The organism is Collinsella sp. AM34-10 (genome assembly GCF_003469185.1).
Classification (GTDB): Bacteria; Actinomycetota; Coriobacteriia; order Coriobacteriales; family Coriobacteriaceae; genus Collinsella.
The window spans coordinates 39,468-59,561 of record NZ_QSIL01000001.1 but is presented as its reverse complement, the minus strand read 5'-3'; the positions used below and the strand labels follow the sequence as shown (position 1 = coordinate 59,561).

Below are 20,094 nucleotides of genomic sequence, written 5' to 3'. Positions count from 1 at the left end.
GCTCTCGCCTCCCCTATTTGGGAGGCATGAGCTCACTCAACAGCAGCGAGTCTTAGGCCTGGTTGCCAAAGACCTCGATGGTGTCGCCCTCGGCCAGCGTGACGATGGCCTTCTTCCAAGAACGGGTCTTGCCGGCGACATAGCGCACGCGCTTGGTCTTGGGCTTGACCGTCAGGGTGTTCACGCGAACGACCTTGACGCCGAAGATCTCCTCGACAGCGTCCTTGATCTGATACTTGTTAGCATCTTTGGCGACCTCGAACGTGTACTTGTTCTGCTCCATGCCGGAGAAGGAACGCTCGGACACGATCGGACGGATGATGATCTCGTGGGCGGTCATTTATGCAAGCACCTCCCCGAAGTGAGCGGCGATGTCGGCGGGCATCAGCACAGCGTTGTTGTTGACGAGATCGTAGGTGTTGGCCTCGTCGGCAGTGATGATGAACGTCTTGGGAATGTTGCGGAACGACAGGTAGGCGTTGACGTCCTCATCGCGAACGATGATGGTCAGGCGCTTGCCCTCAAGGCCGAGAGCCTTGAGCATGGCAACGGCAGCCTTGGTGGAAGGCTTCTCGAAGCCGTAGTCGTCGACGAGCACGAGCTCGCCATCGGCCAGCTTGGCGGACAGCGCGGAGCGCATAGCCAGCTTGACCTCCTTGTTGTTCATACGCTTAGCGTAGGAACGGGGCTTGGGGGCGAAGACAACGCCACCGTGACGCCACTGGGCAGCACGGATGGAACCCTGGCGGGCACGGCCGGTGCCCTTCTGACGCCAAGGCTTCTTGCCGCCACCGGAAACCTCAGAGCGGCCCTTAGCGGACTGGGTGCCCTGACGCCAAGAGGCCATCTGGCACTTGACGATGTGGTGCATAACGTGGATGTTCGGCTCGATGCCGTACACCTCAGCGGCGAGCTCGGCCTCGGCGACCTTCTTGCCCTCGCTGTTCTTTACTTCAAACTTTGCCATTTAAGTGTTCTCCTTGGTATGACGCTGGGCTAAATGGGCTGGGCCCTTAGGCCATACGGATGGCGACGAGACCATTCTTGGCACCCGGGACAGCGCCCTTGACCAAGATGAGGTTCTGCTCGGCATCGATGCGGACAACGGAAAGGTTCTTGACGGTAACGCGCTCGTTACCCATGTGACCGGCCATCTTGACGCCCTTGAGGACGCGCGCAGGATAGGCGCACTGACCGATAGAACCGGGGTGACGCTGGAAGTGAGAACCATGCGTCATAGGACCGCGGCGCTGACCCCAGCGCTTGATGCGACCCTGGAAGCCCTTACCCTTGGAGGTACCGATGACGTCGACCTTCTCGACATCAGCGAAATCAGCGACGGTGACGACCTCGCCGACCTTGTGCTCCTCGCCGTTCTCGACGCGGACCTCACGAAGGAAGCGGACAGGCTCGACGCCGGCCTTGGCGAAGTGACCAGCCATGGGCTTGTTCACGTTCTTGGCCTTGATGTCGCCGAAACCGATCTGGACGGCGTCATAGCCGTCGGTTGCCTGAGTTTTAACCTGCGAGACAGCGCAGGGGCCAGCCTGGATGACCGTGACGGGAACGACGTTGTCGTCCTCGTCCCAAACCTGGGTCATGCCAATCTTGCGGCCGAGAATCATGCTGATCAAGATATGATCCCAACTCTCGCGTGGTCTTGGGACAATGCGTACACCACCGAGCGTGCGCCCCTAGAGGACCACTACTTACACGACGTGCTCCCCAACCTTGTATTGCGTCCGGACTACCTGACAACCCTATTAAGCAGGCATTTTGTCCAGCCAGAATACTCCCCTGGTTACACACAGCTGTTTAGTATACACGGCTGCGGGCGTATCCATCGAGATTCATATTTCACTCACATTGTTTACGCAGGTAAAGTGCGTGGCACGTTCCCAGTGTGCGGCGGAGGGGGCGGGCCTGAGACATATTAAGGTTGCTGCTCTACAGTCCTGCTCACGACGGAGAGCACATTAAGTGCTCTCCTGTTCGTGCGGAACTCGCGACAACCTTAATATGTCTCAGGCCCGCCCCCTCCGCCGCACACTGGGAACGCCACGTTAATGTCTGCTTAACTCTGCTCGCTCAGGCTAATGACTTTGTTGAGGGTCCACTATTTGCTGGAGGGTGAACTTGCATTGCATTGGCTCGCCTTCTGCTTGTGGCTTTGCTTCGTCAAAATCGAAGATCATGATGGCGCAGTTGGGGAGTTTTGCTGGAAGCTTGAAGCCCTCTGGGGCTGCGGCCCTAATGAATTGGCGGCTGGCGCTGCCGTGGCTTACTGCTAGGAGGGTTTCGGTGTCCTTAGCGCTCATAAGATTGGAGAGGGTGGCCACCATGCGCGCTTGTAGAGCCCGGCTTCCTTCTCCTCCGTAAGGGACCAAGTCCTCGCCTGGATCCCAGACGTCGGTGGGTAGAGCGTCGTGCGGGCCTTCTTCGAAGGTGCCGTAGCAGCGCTCGATGATGCCTTCGCAGGGCTCGACTGCTGCATCCGGACCCAGGAGTTCGCATGCGACGAGCTGAGCTGTGTCCATGGCTCGACCTAAGGGCGAAGAAACCACTTTGTCGGGGACGACGCTGTGGGCCTTGAGCCATGCGGCCGCCATTCCCGCTTGTTTGCGGCCCAGGTCGGTCAACGGTGAATCGCAGCGACCCTGGACGAGCTTTTTAACGTTGAATTCCGTCTGACCGTGACGGAGTAGATACAGCTTCTTCATGCTCTCCCCTTCTGCATCAATAGCTTGCGTGGCTCAATCCTATTCGTGGGTATGCCCTACGTAGTCTTCGTCGATCGTAATCTTGGCAATCGACTTGGGGTATTCCGATTCGACCCTCTGGGCCAGCGCGTGTTTGAGCTCATCGGCACTCATCTGCAGATCCGAGGGACGCACGCAGTCAAAGATCACGTTGGTGTGCGTGGGACCCGGCACGCAGCGCAGATCGTGAATCGAAAGGCGGCTATCAATCTCGTGGGCCATAGCGTTGATGCGCAGGCGCATGCTCGCCACATTTGAATCGTCGGTCACGATGGGATCGTAATGGAGCGTGACGATCATGCCGTCCTCGTCCCTAAACGACTGCTCGATGTTATCGAGCGTGTCGTGACTTTCCAGCGGGCTGGCCTCGGCCGCCATCTCGGCGTGAGCGCTTGCGAACTTCCTGCCCGGGCCATAGTCGTGGACCATCAAATCGTGAACGCCCAAAACGCCGGGATAACTCATGATCTTGTCTCGAATGTGCTTGACCAGCTTAGGATCGGGCGCCTGGCCCAAAAGCGGGCTCACCGTATCCTGGATGAGCTCAAAGCCGCTCCAGCCAATATAGGCGCCAACGGCAAGTCCAACCCAGGCATCAAGATTGATATGCGTCACCTGGGAAACAATCGCGCACGCCAGCACGGCACCCGTGGCCAGGACATCGTTCTTTGAGTCTTGAGCCGTCGCATGCAGCGTATCGGACTCAATACGGTCACCGAGCTTTTGGTTGAGGGCCGCCATCCACAGCTTTACAACCATCGAAAGCGCCAGGACTGCCACCAGGGCAAGCGAGAACTCGACAGGTTCGGGGTGGATGATACGCTCAAACGAAGACTTAACCAGTTCGAGTCCGATCAGCAGCACGAGCGCCGCCACGACCAGACCCGAGAGATACTCGTAGCGGCCATGGCCGTAAGGATGTTCGGGGTCTGCCGGCTTGCTCGCCAGTTTAAAGCCCAGCACGCTCACGATGTTTGAGCTTGCGTCGGATAAGTTGTTCATAGCATCCGCCACAATCGAAACCGATCCCGACAGCACGCCAATTGCACCCTTCGCAGCGCAAAGTGCCACATTGGCGAGAATGCACACCACGCCCGTCAACGTGCCCACGCGCGCACGGTCGCCCTGCGCACGACGAACGATCCACTCGACCATCTATATCTGCCCCCAACAGTTTTACTCATACACCCGTTTGTCGAATAGCTCAGTAGTGTAGACCCTTTATCCCATCGGCACAAAAAAGGCCGCAACCCTTAGGGCTGCGGCCTTGCAAATCGCACTATCGAGCAAAAAGCTTAGAGCTTGATGTCGATGTCGACGCCAGCGGGGAGGTCGAGACGCATAAGCGAATCAACGGTGCCCGAGGTGGGGTCGAGGATGTCGATGAGACGCTTGTGGGTGCGCATCTCGAACTGCTCACGGGAGTCCTTGTTCACGTGCGGCGAGCGGATAACCGTGTACAGGTTGCGCTCGGTGGGCAGGGGGACAGGACCGGAAACGCGAGCGCCGGTCTTCTGAGCGGTCTCAACGATGAGCTTCGCGGACTGATCGACGACCTCGTGATCATAGCCCTTGAGGCGAATGCGGATCTTCTGGGTAGCCAACTTAAACCTCCAAAGAGTGCGAGAAGTGTTCTCGCAGGATTACGTAACAGGGAGCTCGAACTTAGGCGTTCTTGCTCATGACCTCGTCCACGATGGACTTGGGCGCGGGCTCATAAGAGTCGAACTGCATCGTGTAGGATGCACGGCCCTGGGTCTGGGAGCGAAGGTCGGTAGCGTAACCGAACATCTCGCCCAGCGGCACCTTGGCACGGATGAGCTTGCTGTTCTTGCGATCCTCCATGCCCTCGATCTTGCCGCGGCGACCGGAGAGGTTGCCCATAACGTCGCCCATGTACTGCTCGGGGGTCTCGACCTCGACAGCCATGATCGGCTCGAGCAGCTGCGGATCGGACTTCCTGAGGGCGTCCTTGATAGCCATGGAACCGGCGATCTTGAAGGCGGCCTCGGAGGAGTCGACCTCGTGGTAAGAACCGTCGAACAGGGTGACCTTAACGTCGAGGACCGGGAAGCCGGCGATAACACCGGTGTTCAGGGCCTCCTGAATGCCCTTGTCGATGGACGGGATGTACTCCTTGGGCACGACGCCGCCGACGATAGCGTTGACGAACTCGTAGCCGAAGCCCTCCTCCATCTTCTCGAGCTTGATGACGGCGTGGCCGTACTGACCGCGACCGCCGGACTGACGGACGAACTTGCCCTCAGCCTTCTCGACGTCGTGACCAGCGGTCTCGCGGTAGGCAACCTGGGGCTTACCAACGTTAGCGTCAACCTTGAACTCGCGGAGCAGACGGTCGACGATGATCTCGAGGTGCAGCTCGCCCATGCCGGCGATGATGGTCTGGCCGGTCTCGTGGTTGGTGGACACCTGGAAGGTCGGGTCCTCCTCGGCGAGCTTGGTCAGAGCCAGGGACATCTTGTCCTGCTCGGCCTTGGTCTTGGGCTCGATGGCAACGTCGATAACGGGCTTAGCGAACTCGATCTTCTCGAGGACGATCTCCTTGCCCTCGGCGCACAGGGTGTCACCGGTGGTGGAGTTCTTGAAGCCGACGCAAGCGACGATGTCGCCGGCGGCAGCGTCGTCACGGTCGATACGCTCGGCGGCGTTCATCTCGAGGATGCGGCCGAGACGCTCGCGCTGACCGTTGGAAGCGTTGACCACGTAGGAGCCGGACTCGGCGCGGCCGGAGTAAACGCGGACATAGGTGAGCTTACCGACGAACGGGTCGGTCATGATCTTGAAGACCAGGCCGGAGAAGGGCTCGTCGAAGGAAGGATGACGCTGAATCTCCTCGCCGGTGTCCGGATCGGTACCGGTGACGGCCTCGACGTCAAGCGGGCTGGGCAGGTAGTCGACGACAGCGTCGAGCAGCTCCTGAACGCCCTTGTTCTTGTAGGCGGAGCCCACGAAGACGAGGTTGAGCTCGTTGGCCAGAACGCCCTTGCGCAGAGCAGCCTTGAGCTCCTCGACGGTGAAGTCCTCCTCCATGAGGATCTTCTCCATGAGCTCGTCGTCAAAGCTGGCAGCAGCGTCGAGGAGCTCCTCGCGCTTGGTGGCAGCGATGTCGGCGAACTCAGCCGGGATCTCGTCCATCGGCTCGGGGTAGGTCATGCCCTTGTCGTCGGCCTTGAAGTCCCAAGCAGTCATGGTGACCAGGTCGATGACGCCCCAGAAGTTGTCCTCGGCGCCCATCGGGACCTGAGCGGCCACGGCGTTGGCGTCGAGACGATCCTTCATGGTCTCGATAGCGTTGAAGAAATCAGCGCCCACGCGGTCATACTTGTTGATGAAGGCGATGCGGGGGACGTTGAAGGTAGAAGCCTGACGCCAAACGGTCTCAGACTGGGGCTGAACGCCAGCAACGGCGTCGAAGACGGCGACAGCGCCATCGAGGACGCGCAGGCAGCGCTCGACCTCGGCGGTGAAGTCAACGTGGCCCGGGGTGTCGATGATCTGGATGCGGTAGTCGGTACCGTCCTTCTTCCAGAAGCACGTGGTAGCAGCGGAGGTAATGGTTACGCCGCGCTCCTGCTCCTGAACCATCCAGTCCATGGTGGCAGCGCCCTCATGGACCTCACCGATCTTGTGGGTCTTACCGGTGTAGTAAAGAATACGCTCGGTCGTGGTGGTCTTACCGGCATCGATGTGAGCCATGATGCCGATGTTACGGGTATCGGAAAGCTTGTACTTAGGCTTAGCCATGTTAGTTCCTTACCTTAACTTACCAACGATAGTGAGAGAACGCGCGGTTGGCCTCGGCCATCTTGAAGACGTCCTCACGCTTCTTGACGGAAGCGCCCAGGCCGTTGGAAGCGTCGAGGATCTCGTTGGCGAGACGCTCGGCCATGGTCTTCTCCTTGCGAGCGCGGGAGAAGTTGACAATCCAGCGGATGCCCAGAGCGGTGGAACGACGGGAGTTGACCTCCATCGGGACCTGATAGGTAGCGCCACCGACACGCTTGGGCTTAACCTCGAGCGTGGGCTTGACGTTGTCCATAGCCTTCTTGAAGGTAGCGAGAGCGTCGCCACCCTCGGACTTCTCGGCAACAATCTCGAAAGCGGTGTAAACGATGCGCTCAGCGGTGGCCTTCTTGCCGTCAAGAAGGACCTTGTTGATGAGCTGAGTCACCAGACGGTTGTTGTAAACGGCGTCAGGCTGAACCTCACGACGATTAGCTGCTGCACGACGCGGCATGTGAAATCTCCTTAAGTGTCTACCGTGCGGCGCTTAGGCGGCACACGGCGAAAGTATCAAAACGTTATCTGGCTTATTTGGCCTTGGGGCGCTTAGCACCGTACTTGGAACGGGCCTGCATACGGTTCTGGACCGGAGCAGCGTCGTAGGCGCCACGGATGACGTGATAACGGACACCAGGGAGGTCACGGACACGACCGCCGCGGACGAGCACGATGGAGTGCTCCTGCAGGTTGTGGCCCTCACCCGGGATGTAAGCAGTAACTTCGATGCCGTTGACGAGGCGAACACGGGCAACCTTACGAAGAGCCGAGTTCGGCTTCTTGGGGCTCGTGGTGAAGACGCGGGTGCACACGCCGCGCTTCTGGGAGTTGTGCTGCAGAGCAGCGTTCTTGGACTTCTTGGGCACGGAACGACGGCCCTGGCGAACCAGCTGGTTAATAGTAGGCAAAGCGTACTCCTTCTCGAATGATTCCAGCTTTCTGTAAAGTGCAACGGCTTGAATCGAGGGGTCAGCATCCCCCTACGAAACACGCAGTTCGATAGGATACGTGCCGTTAGCTGTGCCGTCAACAGACCACGCCGCCGGGCGTATCCTTAAATAGCCACATTTCCGCAAAGCCTACACAAAAGGAATCCCCTCCTGTGCGCGGGGGTGGATTCCCGGGCCGGGCGGCACAGGGGTTAAGTTTGCTGCTCTACAGTCCTGGCTCGCACGGAGGCCACATTAAGTGGCCTCCGGCTCGTGCGGAACTCGCGACAAACTTAACCCCTGTGCCGCCCGGCCCGGGAATCCGACGTGCTCGTTGGGGCAACGTTCCTCATCAAAAAAGGCCCGCTCCCCTGTTGGGAAGCGAGCCTTTATAAGAACGGTTAACGTACTAGGAAATTACTCCTCGTCGTTGTCCTTGGCCTCTTCGGCGTCGTCAGTGTCCACGAGCTGGTTGAGCAGCTCGTCGAGGGAAGCCATGTCCTCGTTGATCGCGCCGTTGGCGGGAGCCTTCTTGTCGTCGATCGGGGCGCCCAGGAGCTCCTCGTCGGCGTCGGCGTGATGCGTCGGAGCGGAGGTACCCAGCAGGATATCGTCCGGACCGTCGGGGCTAAAGACCATCTGCAGCAGCTGCGAGAGGTCTTCCTCGTCGGCAACGTCGTCGTTGTTCTCGAGGATGTAGAGCAGGTCGTGGGCCTCCAGGCCGTCACGGAGCTCCTCGATCGCCTTGGCACCGATACCATCGATGCGCAGCAGATCCTCCTCGGACTTGCCGACCAGGTCGCCGACCGTCTCGATGCCGACCTCGCTGAACTTGTTGGTCCAGCGCTGCGACACGCCCAGGTCGTCGAACAGGTACAGGCGAGCCTTCTCGGCGGAGATGGTGTGGCCGTTGCGGGTGAACGAACCGTCAGCACCACCGAACTCGTCGTACCCGGCCCAGTCGAGCTGCTGCGGGAGCTGCTCGTCCAGGTCCTTGAGCTCCACAGGAGCCCACTCGGGCAGCGACTTGGCGTTGGGCGAAGCCGGGCCGTCGATGTCCACGTAGCCGTCGGCCGTACGATACGTCAGCTTGGCGTTGGCGTACGGCTTGAGGCCGGTACCGGCCGGGATCTTCTTACCGACGATGACGTTGGACTTAAGGTCGAGCAGGTGGTCGACCTTGCCCTCGATGGCAGCCTCGGTAAGGACGCCGGCGGTACGGATGAACGAAGCGCTCGACAGCCAGGAGTCGATGTTGGACGCGACCTTGAGCGTACCCAGGATGACGGGCTCGGCCACAGGAGCCTGACCGCCCAGACGGGCAACGCGCTCGACCTCGTCAGCAAACTCGTAGCGGTCGACGTACTGACCAAGCAGGTACTTGGAGTCACCGGGGTTGGTGATCTGAACGCGACGCAGCATCTGACGTGCGAGCACCTCGATGTGCTTGTCGTTCAGGTCGACGCCCTGGCTGGTGTAGACGTCCTTGACGCTCTCGACGAAGGTGTGCATCGTCGACTCGATGTCGGTCAGCTTGCGCAGGTTGCGGAAGTTGACGAAGCCCTTGGTGATCTGGTCGCCGGCGCGAACCTCGCAGCCGTCCTCGATCTCGGGCATAAAGCGCACCGAAGCGGGGACGCGACGCTCGTCGAGAACACGGGTGTGGTCCTCGGAGTCGGTGAGCGTCAGCACGTACTCGGACTTCTCGGGCTTAATCGAGAGGTGACCGGAGTACGGAGCCAGCTCGGCCTCGCGACCCAGGATCTTCTCGTTGACGTTGCCGACGATATCGAACATACGGCTGACCGTAGGCAGGCCCTGCGTAATATCGTCGACGCCAGCGACGCCGCCGGAGTGAATGGTACGCATCGTAAGCTGCGTACCGGGCTCACCGATGGACTGGGCGGCAATAATGCCGACCGCGGTACCGATGGCGACCGGACGACGGGTGGAAAGATCCCAGCCGTAGCACTTCTGGCACACGCCGTACTTGGAGCGGCAGGTGAGCAGCGCTCGAAGCTTGACCTTCTTGAGGCCCGCATCGACCATCTTCTGGATGTCGGCGACCTTCTCGATGTAGCCGTCCTGCTCAAAGAGCACGGTGCCATCGGGAGCCACGACGTCCTCAATGAAGCAACGGCCGACGAGGTCGGTGTTGAGGTCGGTGGTGCCGGGGATGATGAGGTTGTAGGTGACGCCCTCGTGCGTACCGCAGTCCTCCTCGCGGACGATGACGTCCTGGGCCACGTCGACCAGACGACGGGTCAGGTAACCAGAGTCCGAGGTGTGGGATGCGGTATCGACCAGGCCCTTACGGGCGCCGTAGGTCGAAATGAAGTACTCGAGCGGCAGCAGGCCCTCGCGGAAGTTCGCCTTAATGGGAAGGTCGATCGTCTCGCCGGACATGTCTGCCATCAGGCCACGCATGCCGCCGAGCTGACGCAGCTGGGTCTTAGAACCACGGGCGCCGGAGTCGGCCATCATATAGAGCGGGTTCTCCTCGTCGAACAAGTCGAGCATGAGCGCTGCAACCTTGTCGGTACAAGCGGTCCACTCGTTAACGACTTCGATGTGGCGCTCCGTCTCGTTGATGAAGCCCTCCTCGAAGTACTCGTTGATCTGGTCGACGTTGGCCTGGGCGCGATCGAGCAGCTCCTGCTTCTCGGCAGGGATGAGAGCGTCCCACACCGAGATGGTGAGGCCGGCGCGGGTAGCGTAGTGGAAGCCGGAGTACTTGATGGCGTCGAGGATCGGGCCGACCTTGGCCTCGGGGTAACGATCGCAGCAGTCGGCAACCAGCTTGGCCACATCGCCCTTGACCATCTTGTAGTTCATGAACTCATAGTCTTCGGGCAGGCACTGGCGGTTGAAGATGATGCGGCCGATAGAGGTCTCGAAGCGCGCGGTCTTGTTGCCGGTAACGTCGTAGTCGACGAACTCGTTCTTGCCGTTCTTGACGCGGAAGATACGGGTGCCGTCCTCGTTGATGACGTTGGCATCGGCAGCGGACACGCGAACCTGGATCTTGGCCTGCATGTCGACCTCGGAACGGCAGTCATAGGCGTGCAGCGCGTCGTCGAAGCTGGCGAACACGTGGTTCTCGCCCGGCAGACCCTCGCGGACCTGGGTGAGGTAGTACACACCAATGATCATGTCCTGCGAAGGGATGTTAACCGGCTTGCCGGATGCCGGCGAGCGCAGGTTGTTCGCAGAGAGCATGAGCACGCGAGCCTCGGCCTGAGCCTGGCTGGACAGCGGCACGTGGACAGACATCTGGTCGCCGTCGAAGTCGGCGTTGAAGGGCGAGCAGACCAGCGGGTGCAGGTGGATAGCCTTGCCCTCGACCAGCACCGGCTCAAAGGCCTGGATGGACAGACGGTGCAGGGTCGGTGCACGGTTGAGCAGCACGACGCGACCGTCGATGACCTCTTCGAGGATATCCCACACAAAGGTGGCACCGCGGTCGATAGCGCGCTTGGCGCCCTTGATGTTCTCGACCTTGCCGAGCTCGACCAGGCGCTTCATGACGAAGGGCTTGAAGAGCTCCAGCGCCATGGTCTTGGGCAGACCGCACTGGTGCAGCAGCAGCTTAGGGTCGGTAACGATTACCGAACGGCCGGAGTAGTCGACACGCTTGCCCAGCAGGTTCTGACGGAAACGACCCTGCTTGCCCTTGAGGGCCTCGGCGAGCGACTTGAGCGGGCGACCGCCACGGCCAGAGACCGGGCGACCACGACGGCCGTTGTCGAACAGGGCATCCACGGACTCCTGGAGCATGCGCTTCTCGTTGTTCACGATGATCGCAGGGGCGTCCAGGTCGAGCAGGCGCTTGAGTCGGTTGTTACGGTTGATCACGCGACGATACAGGTCGTTGAGGTCGGACGCGGCGAAGCGGCCGCCGTCGAGCTGGACCATCGGGCGCAGATCGGGCGGAATGACCGGAATGACATCCAGGATCATGTTCGCGGGGCTGTTGCCGCCCTTCAGGAAGGCGTCAACGACCTCGAGGCGCTTAACGGCCTTCTCGCGCTTCTGCTTCTGGGAATCCTCGTCGGCGATGATGGCCTTGAGCTTCTCGGCCTCGGAGGGGAGGTCGATGGCAGCGAGCAGGTCGCGGACGGCCTCGGCACCCATACCACCCTTGAAGTACATGGAGTAGTAACGGGTCATCTCGCGGAACAGCGGCTCATCGGAGATGAGGTCGCGCTCGGTAAGCTTCATGAAGGCGTTGAAGGCGTCCGTGCGGAGCTGCTTCTCGTCCTTGCACTCTTCCTCGATGTCGACGATGCCAGAGGCGATCTCCTCGGGGGTCAGCGGCTCCTCGTCGGAGAACTCGTCAAAGTTCTCGGGGTTGCCCTGCTCCTTGAGGGACTCGATCTGGCGGGCGCACTCGGCATCGATCTCTTCCAGATCGGCGGCGAGCTCCTCGCGCAGGTCGTCAGCGTCGGCCTCGCGAGCCTCGTAGTCGACCTCGGTGATGATGTAGCTGGCAAAGTACAGAACCTTCTCGAGGTCCTTGGACTTGATGTCGAGCATACGGCTCATCGGGAAGCTCGTGGGGCTCTTGAAGTACCAGATGTGGGACACGGGAGCGGCGAGCTCGATGTGGCCCATGCGGTCGCGACGCACCTTGGCCGAGGTGACCTCGACGCCGCAGCGCTCGCAGACGATGCCCTTAAAGCGGATGCCCTTGTACTTGCCGCAGGAGCACTCCCAGTCCTTGGCGGGACCGAAGATCTTCTCGCAGAACAGGCCGTCCTTCTCGGGCTTGAGGGTACGGTAATTGATGGTCTCCGGCTTCTTGACCTCACCGTGCGACCAGGAACGGATCTGGTCGGCGGAGGCAAGGGAGATCTTTACCGAGTCAAAATCAGTAGCTTCGAAATCTGCCACAGTCAACTACTCCTTATCAGTGGTCGTGGCGGCGACAGCCTCGGGTGCCTCGGCGGTCTCGGCATCCTGGGCCTCAACGTCGGTGTCAACGCCGGCGAGCGCAGCCAGGTCGTCGAGAGCAGAGGTCTCCTCGGCGGTCACAGGGGCGGAGGCGTCCTCGTCGGCATCGTGCATGGGCTCGATGTCCAGTGCGAGGGAACGGATCTCCTTGACGAGAACCTTGAAGGACTCGGGGATACCCGGAACCGGGACGTTCTCGCCCTTGACGATGGACTCGTAGGTCTTGACGCGGCCCACGGTATCGTCGGACTTGACGGTCAGGATCTCCTGCAGGACGTTGGCAGCACCGTATGCGTACAGTGCCCAAACTTCCATCTCGCCGAAGCGCTGGCCGCCGAACTGAGCCTTGCCGCCCAGCGGTTGCTGGGTAACCAGGCTGTAAGGGCCGGTCGAACGGGCGTGGATCTTGTCGTCGACCATGTGGCCGAGCTTGAGGATGTAGGACGTACCCACGGTAATGGGCTCGCGGAACTCCTCGCCGGTGCGGCCGTCGAACAGGCGGGTCTTGCCGCGCTCGTCAAGCTGGGTGACAAACTCGGGGCGCATGTGATCGCCAAAGGCAGCGGTGGCTTTGTTGAGCATGTTCTTGTTGGCGCGACAGATGACCTCGGCGATCTCGTCCTCCTTGGCGCCGTCGAAGACGGGCGTCGAGACGAAGAACGGACCGGGGACATACTTGTCGGAGTCGGCATCCTCGGTATCCCAACCGCAGGCAGCAGCCCAGCCAAGGTGGCACTCGAGCAGCTGACCGACGTTCATACGCGAAGGAACGCCCAGCGGGTTGAGGATAACGTCGATCGGGGTACCGTCAGCCATGTAGGGCATGTCCTCGACCGGCAGAACGTTACAGATAACGCCCTTGTTGCCGTGGCGACCGGCGATCTTATCGCCCTGCTGGATCTTACGACGCTGGGCGACGTAGACGCGCACCTGCTCGTTGACGCCGGGGGCCAGGTCGTCGCCGTTCTCGCGGCTAAAGCGGACGACGTCGATGACGCGGCCATAAGCGCCGTGAGGCATCTTAAGGGAGGTGTCGCGAACATCGTGAGCCTTGGCACCGAAGATGGCGCGCAGCAGGCGCTCCTCGGCGGTCAGAGCGCTCTCGCCCTTAGGCGTGACCTTGCCGACCAGGATGTCGCCAGGGCCGACCTCGGCGCCGATGCGGATGATGCCGTCCTCGTCGAGGTTGGCAAGCATGTCCTCGGAGAGGTTCGGGATCTCGCGAGTGATCTCCTCGGGGCCGAGCTTGGTGTCGCGGGCGTCGATCTCGTGACGGGTGATATTGATGGTCGTCAGCAGGTCCTCGGCCACCAGGCGCTCGGACACGACGATACCGTCCTCGTAGTTGAAGCCTTCCCACGGCATGTATGCCACGGTGAGGTTCTGGCCCAGTGCGAGCTCGCCATGATCGGTCGAAGGACCGTCGGCCAGAGGCTCGCCCTGCTCAACGGTGTCACCGACGCGCACGAGCGGACGGTGGTTGATGCAGGTGGACTGGTTGGAGCGCTGGTACTTGGCCAGGTGATACTCGTCCATGCCGCCGGCGTGCTTGACGATAATCTTGGAGGCGTCGGCATAGATGACTTCGCCGGCGTTCTTGGCCAGGGTAACCTCGCCAGAGTCCAGGGCGGCGCGACGCTCCATGCCAGTACCGACATAGGGAGCGGCGGGGTGAACCAGCGGCACGGCCTGACGCTGCATGTTGGCGCCCATGAGCGTACGCTTGGCGTCGTCGTGCTCGAGGAACGGAATCAGCGTGGCTGCGACGGAGAGCATCTGACGCGGCGAGACGTCCATGTAGTCGACGTCCTCGACAGGCACGTCGGCGGGAGCGCCGAAGGAGCCGTCGAAGTCGCGGGTACGGGCGATCACGGTATGCGGACGGACGATCTTGCCCTCGGCATCGGTCGTGATGAACTCGTTGGTCTTGGGATCGAGCGGCGTGTTGGCCGGCGCGATGACGTGCTTCTCTTCCTCGTCAGCGGTCATCCAGTCGATCTGGTCGGTGGCAACGCCGTTCTCGACACGACGGAACGGGGCCTCGATGAAGCCATACTCGTTGACGCGGGCGTAGAGGGCGAGCGAGCCGATCAGGCCGATGTTGGGGCCTTCGGGGGTCTCGATCGGGCACATGCGGCTGTAGTGCGAGTTGTGAACGTCGCGGACGGCCGTCGGCACGTTGGTGCGGCGGCTGGAGCCCGACTTGTGGCCGGCAAGGCCGCCAGGGCCGAGTGCGGACAGACGGCGCTTGTGAGTCAGACCGGTCAGGGGGTTCGCCTGGTCCATGAACTGCGAGAGCTGCGAGGAACCGAAGAACTCCTTGATAGAGGCCACGATCGGACGGATGTTGATGAGCGACTGCGGGGTGATCTCGTCGATGTCCTGGGAGCTCATGCGCTCACGGACGACGCGCTCCATACGGCTCATGCCGATACGGAACTGGTTGGCGACGAGCTCGCCGACGGTGCGAATGCGGCGGTTGCCAAAGTGGTCGATGTCGTCGACCTTGAAGCCCTGCTCGCCGGCAGCGAGGGACAGCAGGTAGCGAAGCGTAGCGACGATGTCCTCGTCGGTGAGCACCGTGACCTCTTCCTCGGTGGTGAGGTTGAGCTTCTTGTTGACCTTGTAGCGACCGACGCGGGCCAGATCGTAGCGCTGCGGGTTGAAGAGCAGGCCCTCGAGCAGGCTGCGGGAAGCATCCACGGTGGGAGGCTCGCCCGGGCGCAGGCGACGGTAGATCTCGATAAGAGCATCCTCGCGGGTAAGGGCGGTATCGCGCTCGAGGGTGCGCTTGATCACATCGGAGTTGCCGAGCAGCTCGATGATATCGTCGTTGGTGACGGCGATGCCAAGGGCGCGCAGGAACATCGTGGCGCTCTGCTTGCGCTTACGGTCGATGGAGACCATGAGCTGGTCGCGCTTGTCGACCTCGAACTCAAGCCAGGCACCGCGGGACGGGATGATCTGGGCCTTGTAGATCTGCTTGCCCGAATCCATCTCGGAGCTGTAGTACACGCCCGGGGAGCGGACGAGCTGCGAGACGACGATACGCTCGGTACCGTTGATGATGAAGGTGCCCTGATCGGTCATCATGGGGAAGTCGCCCATGAAGACGAGCTGCTCCTTGATCTCGCCGGTCTCCTTGTTGGTGAGACGGACGTCGGTCAGAAGCGGAGCCTGATAGGTCATATCCTTCTCGCGGCACTCCTCGACGGTGTGCGCGGGGTCGCCGAACTGATGCTCGCCGAAGGTAACCTCGAGAACATGGTTCTGGCTCTGGATGGGGCTGGATTCCTTGAACGCCTCACGAAGGCCCTCGTCCTTAAAACGCTCAAAGGATTCCCTTTGAACAGAGATAAGGTTGGGGAGCTCCATGGCCTCCGGGATTTTCCCGAAGCTGACGCGCTTGCGCTCAGTGGCAGTGTATGCGTAGGTCACCAGGTTTTTCCTCCTTCACGGAAATGCTCGGTGGGTTGGCGAGGCATAGCTTCGCCAGTTATCGCAACCTAATAGTTTATCAGGTACCGACCGTTGGGCAAGAAAAGCCTTGACGCGATTGAGTTTTTGGAGTAGCAAAGTTTTTCGACGGAAAACACGCAGGTAGATGTATGTGTATCGAACATCTGTTCATATATTTTCTGTGAACAGGGAGCCAGCAATCGCAGCTCTTATAAAAAACGGGCGCGAACCGAAGTCCGCGCCCGTAAATGTCGATGCCCGAAGGCTTACTTACGCATCAATCCGCCGCGCTCGTCGATGGCGTCCCAGAAGGCGCTGGCAAAGCGGGGGTCGCTTGCAGCCATGAGGGCGTTGGTGGCCATCCAGCCAGAGGGAGTGCCGGTGTCGTAGCCCGACAGCGGGTCGATGACGACTGCATACATGGCCTCGCGGTCGAGCGAACGTGCCATGGCGTCGGTCAGCTGGATCTCGCCGCCCTTACCGGCCTGCTGATCGGCCAGCAGGTCCATGACCAGCGGGCTCAGCAGGTAGCGACCAACGATGTACAGGTTGGACGGAGCCGCCTCGGGAGCGGGCTTCTCGACCAGGCCGCCGATGCGCCAAACGGCACCGGGCTCGTCGTCGGCGGCATTCTCGAAGCCCTCGAGAGAGCCCACGCGATCGCCGGCGATAACGCCGTAGCGGCTGACCTCCTCGGGAGCGCACGCGGCAACGGCGATAACCGAAGCGCCACCGTGCTCCTTGGAAACGGCGAGCATCTTATCGCAGATGTCGCGGTTGGGCACAACGTAGTCGCCCAGAAGAACCAGGAAGTTCTCCCCCGCCACAGCGTCAGCGGCAGAGCGAATGGCGTGACCGAGGCCCTTGGGCTCGTACTGATAACGGAAGTCGACCGGCATACCGCCCGCATGGGCGACGGCGTCGGCATAAGCATCCTTGCCGCGCTCGCGCAGCAGGTTCTCGAGCGAACGATCGGGCTGGAAGTAGCTCAGCAACTCGGGCTTGCCGGGAGAGGTGACGATAATGGCATCATCGACCTCCTCGGGGTCGAGCGCCTCCTCAACGACGTACTGGATGACCGGCTTGTCGAGCACCGGCAGCATCTCTTTGGGCGTGCACTTGGTGCCAGGCAGAAAACGCGTGCCAAGACCGGCGGCGGGGATGATTGCCTTCATGTTATTCAAGGATCCTTTCGCAGGCGCAGGATGCGCCCTGTGCGTGCGGCACGGCGGCCGCAGACCAAATTGCGATACCGAAGTATCTTACCGCCGGAGACATACGTCACCGTAAGGCAAACGCAATTCTTCAGCAGGTCAACGCAAATTATTGCTCGAATGGTGCAATTTTACGCCCCAGCGGTAACGGGATTGGCACGGCGAAGACAACGGTGTTCTGCGTGCCGAGCAATGGGAATGAGAGGCCAAAACAAAAAAGACGGGGCTCGCAATGCGAACCCCGTCTGCAAAGAAATCTGGCGAGAAAGCCTGATTACTTGAGGGTGACAGCAGCGCCAGCAGCCTCGAGCTTCTCCTTGGCAGCCTCGGCGTCCTCCTTCTTGGCACCCTCGAGAACAGCCTTGGGAGCGCCCTCGACGACCTCCTTGGCCTCCTTCAGGCCAAGGTTGGTGAGCTCACGGACGGCCTTGATGACCTGGATCTTGTTGTCGCCGAAGCCCTCGAGCACGACGTCAAACTCGGTCTTCTCCTCGGCCTCAGCAGCGCCAGCAGCGGGAGCGGCGACAACAGCGGCAGGAGCAGCGGCGGAAACGCCGAAGGTGTCCTCGATAGCCTTAACGAGCTCGGAAGCCTCGAGAAGGGTCATTTCCTTAAGAGCATCGATGATCTCATCGGTGGTAAGCTTAGCCATTTCTAAGTCCTTTCGGTTTCCGTGTCTGTGCACGGAGATCAGTTAAAACACGGCGCGAATGCGCCAGGGGTGCGACGTTGCCGCCGCGGGTGAAAGCAGCGACTAGGCTGCCTTCTGCTCGGAGACCTGCTGGATCGAACGAGCGAGACCAGAGGAAACGCCGTTGACGCAGACAGCGATGTCGCGAGCGAAACCGGAGATGAGACCGGCGATCTGGCCGAGAAGCTGATCCTTGGTGGGCAGCTCGGCGATAGCCTTAACATCATCAGCGGAAACGGCCTTGCCGTCGGAGATACCGCCCTTGATCTCAAGGACGCCCTTGGACTTAGCAGAGAAGTCCTTAAGGGCCTTAGCGGCCTCGACCGGCTCGGACTCGTAGAACACATAAGCGACGGGGCCGGCGAGGATCTCGTCGAGCTCGGGCTGCTCCTGGTTCTTGAGAGCGATCTTGACCAGGTTGTTCTTGTAGACCTTCATCTCGGCGCCGCACTCGCGAAGCTGATGACGCAGCTCCTGAGCCTGCTTAACCGTCAGACCGTTGTAGTTGACGACGAACAGACCGGCGTTCTCGGCGATACGGGACTCGATCTCTGCAACCTTGTCGATTTTGTACTGCTGGGGCATGAATTACACCTCCTCGAATTCTTTCCGGGCACGGTCCGCCACAAGGACGTGACGGGGGCATGTCCAAAAAGAAAGCCCCCGCGCTGCATGAGCGACGGGGGCGAGAAGACATATCTACTCGACCACCTCGGCTGGCGGGATATCCCATTAAGCTCGCGGGCGATGCCCGTTTGCACCGGCTGTCTCTGGCAGCGGATTCGTGCGTGAACCGAAAGTATTATGGCGGGGACCCCGGCGTCGGTCAACGGCAACCCTGGCTGCACACAATTCCACCATCTCGGTCGCGCCGCCGAAGGCCAGGCGCAAGCTTTTCGCTCGGTCAGGTCCTGGGCTCGCACGAAGAGCACATTAAGTGCTCTTCGGCTCGTGCGGAATCTACGAAAAGCTTGCGCCTGGCCTTCGGCGGCGCGACCTGCGTCAACTATGGGGCAGCCCGGTTTTCCGTTGGCCGGCGCGCCCCACTCATAATGCTTGGGTCGGTGGGCTGATGTGTTGCGTCCCTGATGGCTACAGGGTTGAAATGAAGGTGGACAGGCGATTTAGGCCTTCGTCCAGATCTTTGTCGGAGACGCAGTAGCTGAGGCGGATGTGGCCTTCGGTGCCGAAACAGTCGCCTGGGACTAGGGCTACGTTTGCTTCTTTGATGGCTTTGATACAGAAGTCTTTGCTGGTTAGGCCATACTGTTTGATGCTCGGGAAAGTGTAGAAGGCTCCTGCGGGCTCTACTACGTCGAGGCCCATGGCGTCTAAGGCTGCGAGTACGCGTTCGCGGCGGGCTCGGTAGACTTTGAGCATGGGGGCTGGGTCGACGGTCAGGGCTCGGGCTGCGGCGTCCATCTCGAAGGAGACGGCGCTCGATACTAGGTATTGGTGAGCTTTTGCGATCTCGGCGATGACGGGGGCTGCGGCTGCGAGCCAACCTAAGCGCCAGCCGGTCATGGCCCAGGGCTTGGAGAAGCTCTCGATAACTACCGTCTGATCGCGAAGCTCCGGGTGACGCTGGGCAAATCGCTCGTAGCCGTCCACGTAGACCAGGCGGTTATATACGTCGTCGCAGATTACGTAGATGCCCGTCTGGTCTGTCACGCGCGCCACGGCGTCGAGCGACGCCGCGTCGAGGATGCAACCCGTGGGATTGTTGGGCGAGCAGATGACGATGGCCTTAGTCGCCGGTGTCACGCAATCACGAAGTGCGTCTTCGTCAATCTGGAATTGTGCAGGCTCTGTATCCAAAAAGACCGCTTTGGCATGATTGGCCACGACGATGCTCTCGTACAGGCCAAAGGCCGGCGTTGGGATAATGACCTCGTCGCCGGGGTTGAGCATAGCCATAAATGTTGCCGACAGGGCCTCGGTCGCTCCGTCGGTCAGGATGACCTCGTCGGCCGAAAACGTAAGGCCCGCGTCCCCCATGTAGGCAGACAGCGCCTCGCGCAGGGCGGGGCGACCGTTGTTGGGCGGATAGTGCGTGTCGCCGCGGCCCAGCGCGGCGGTCACCTCGGCGCTAATCACATCGGGCGTGGGAAAATCAGGCTCGCCAAGCGCAAGCGCGATGCACCCCGGATGCTGGGCGGCGAGCGCATTGATCCGACGGATGCCGGAGGGCTTGAGCGTGGCAAGCGAGGTATTCATGGGCAGACGCATGGCGTTCCTTTCGTAAGGGTTGCACTAGGATAGCGCGGCGAGACGCCGCCAGACGGTGT

At 61.0% G+C, this 20,094-nt stretch carries 15 protein-coding genes; all 15 read right to left on the bottom strand.

The window, feature by feature from the left end:
• Positions 1–52: 52 nt before the first annotated feature.
• The gene (gene rplW, locus DW823_RS00265) at positions 53–340 is read right to left on the bottom strand and encodes a 50S ribosomal protein L23 (protein ID WP_006235033.1); all 288 of its coding nucleotides are present in this window, start codon (positions 338–340) and stop codon (positions 53–55) included.
• Entirely contained in the window at positions 341–967 is a 627-nt protein-coding gene (rplD, locus tag DW823_RS00260) for a 50S ribosomal protein L4 (RefSeq protein ID WP_006235032.1), read from the bottom strand.
• A 46-nt stretch (positions 968–1,013) separates the two neighbouring features.
• On the bottom strand, positions 1,014–1,634 hold the full coding sequence (gene rplC, locus DW823_RS00255; RefSeq protein WP_035137484.1) for a 50S ribosomal protein L3: 621 nt from the start codon (positions 1,632–1,634) through the stop codon (positions 1,014–1,016).
• 459 nt (positions 1,635–2,093) lie between these two features.
• A complete protein-coding gene (locus DW823_RS00250) occupies positions 2,094–2,720 on the bottom strand; it encodes a histidine phosphatase family protein (protein WP_118079379.1) in 627 nt (208 codons plus the stop codon).
• A 39-nt stretch (positions 2,721–2,759) separates the two neighbouring features.
• Entirely contained in the window at positions 2,760–3,914 is a 1,155-nt protein-coding gene (locus DW823_RS00245) for a cation diffusion facilitator family transporter (protein ID WP_118079377.1), read from the bottom strand.
• Positions 3,915–4,054: 140 nt separating this feature from the next.
• Positions 4,055–4,363: a 30S ribosomal protein S10 gene (gene rpsJ / locus DW823_RS00240; protein ID WP_022094184.1), complete on the bottom strand. Its 309-nt coding sequence runs from the start codon at positions 4,361–4,363 to the stop codon at positions 4,055–4,057.
• Between the two features lie 61 nt (positions 4,364–4,424).
• Positions 4,425–6,524: an elongation factor G gene (fusA, locus tag DW823_RS00235; RefSeq protein WP_118079375.1), complete on the bottom strand. Its 2,100-nt coding sequence runs from the start codon at positions 6,522–6,524 to the stop codon at positions 4,425–4,427.
• A 19-nt stretch (positions 6,525–6,543) separates the two neighbouring features.
• Entirely contained in the window at positions 6,544–7,017 is a 474-nt protein-coding gene (gene rpsG / locus DW823_RS00230; RefSeq protein WP_006235013.1) for a 30S ribosomal protein S7, read from the bottom strand.
• Positions 7,018–7,090: 73 nt separating this feature from the next.
• On the bottom strand, positions 7,091–7,468 hold the full coding sequence (gene rpsL / locus DW823_RS00225) for a 30S ribosomal protein S12 (protein WP_006235012.1): 378 nt from the start codon (positions 7,466–7,468) through the stop codon (positions 7,091–7,093).
• A gap of 438 nt (positions 7,469–7,906) precedes the next feature.
• Positions 7,907–12,382 carry a DNA-directed RNA polymerase subunit beta' gene (locus DW823_RS00220; RefSeq protein ID WP_199574269.1) on the bottom strand — a complete coding sequence of 1,492 codons (4,476 nt, stop codon included), beginning with the start codon at positions 12,380–12,382 and terminating at the stop codon, positions 7,907–7,909.
• A gap of 6 nt (positions 12,383–12,388) precedes the next feature.
• Positions 12,389–15,817, bottom strand: coding sequence for a DNA-directed RNA polymerase subunit beta (locus tag DW823_RS00215; protein WP_233542958.1), 3,429 nt, complete (start codon positions 15,815–15,817; stop codon positions 12,389–12,391).
• Between the two features lie 350 nt (positions 15,818–16,167).
• Positions 16,168–17,076: a UTP--glucose-1-phosphate uridylyltransferase gene (locus DW823_RS00210; protein WP_118079369.1), complete on the bottom strand. Its 909-nt coding sequence runs from the start codon at positions 17,074–17,076 to the stop codon at positions 16,168–16,170.
• A gap of 313 nt (positions 17,077–17,389) precedes the next feature.
• The gene (gene rplL, locus DW823_RS00205; protein ID WP_006235005.1) at positions 17,390–17,767 is read right to left on the bottom strand and encodes a 50S ribosomal protein L7/L12; all 378 of its coding nucleotides are present in this window, start codon (positions 17,765–17,767) and stop codon (positions 17,390–17,392) included.
• Positions 17,768–17,869: 102 nt separating this feature from the next.
• Positions 17,870–18,391 (bottom strand): 50S ribosomal protein L10, encoded by a 522-nt coding sequence (rplJ, locus tag DW823_RS00200; protein WP_006235004.1) that lies wholly within the window; start codon positions 18,389–18,391, stop codon positions 17,870–17,872.
• Positions 18,392–18,898: 507 nt separating this feature from the next.
• A complete protein-coding gene (locus DW823_RS00195; protein ID WP_118079367.1) occupies positions 18,899–20,035 on the bottom strand; it encodes a pyridoxal phosphate-dependent aminotransferase in 1,137 nt (378 codons plus the stop codon).
• Between the last annotated feature and the right edge of the window lie 59 nt (positions 20,036–20,094).

Bases quoted from the DNA above. Each gene is read 5' to 3' on its own strand.
- rplW (WP_006235033.1), bottom strand. From the start codon at position 340: ATGACCGCCCACGAGATCATCATCCGTCCGATCGTGTCCGAGCGTTCC.
- rplD (WP_006235032.1), bottom strand. From the start codon at position 967: ATGGCAAAGTTTGAAGTAAAGAACAGCGAGGGCAAGAAGGTCGCCGAG.
- DW823_RS00250 (WP_118079379.1), bottom strand. From the start codon at position 2,720: ATGAAGAAGCTGTATCTACTCCGTCACGGTCAGACGGAATTCAACGTT.
- DW823_RS00245 (WP_118079377.1), bottom strand. From the start codon at position 3,914: ATGGTCGAGTGGATCGTTCGTCGTGCGCAGGGCGACCGTGCGCGCGTG.
- fusA (WP_118079375.1), bottom strand. From the start codon at position 6,524: ATGGCTAAGCCTAAGTACAAGCTTTCCGATACCCGTAACATCGGCATC.
- rpsG (WP_006235013.1), bottom strand. From the start codon at position 7,017: ATGCCGCGTCGTGCAGCAGCTAATCGTCGTGAGGTTCAGCCTGACGCC.
- DW823_RS00215 (WP_233542958.1), bottom strand. From the start codon at position 15,817: ATGGAGCTCCCCAACCTTATCTCTGTTCAAAGGGAATCCTTTGAGCGT.
- DW823_RS00210 (WP_118079369.1), bottom strand. From the start codon at position 17,076: ATGAAGGCAATCATCCCCGCCGCCGGTCTTGGCACGCGTTTTCTGCCT.
- rplL (WP_006235005.1), bottom strand. From the start codon at position 17,767: ATGGCTAAGCTTACCACCGATGAGATCATCGATGCTCTTAAGGAAATG.
- rplJ (WP_006235004.1), bottom strand. From the start codon at position 18,391: ATGCCCCAGCAGTACAAAATCGACAAGGTTGCAGAGATCGAGTCCCGT.
- DW823_RS00195 (WP_118079367.1), bottom strand. From the start codon at position 20,035: ATGCGTCTGCCCATGAATACCTCGCTTGCCACGCTCAAGCCCTCCGGC.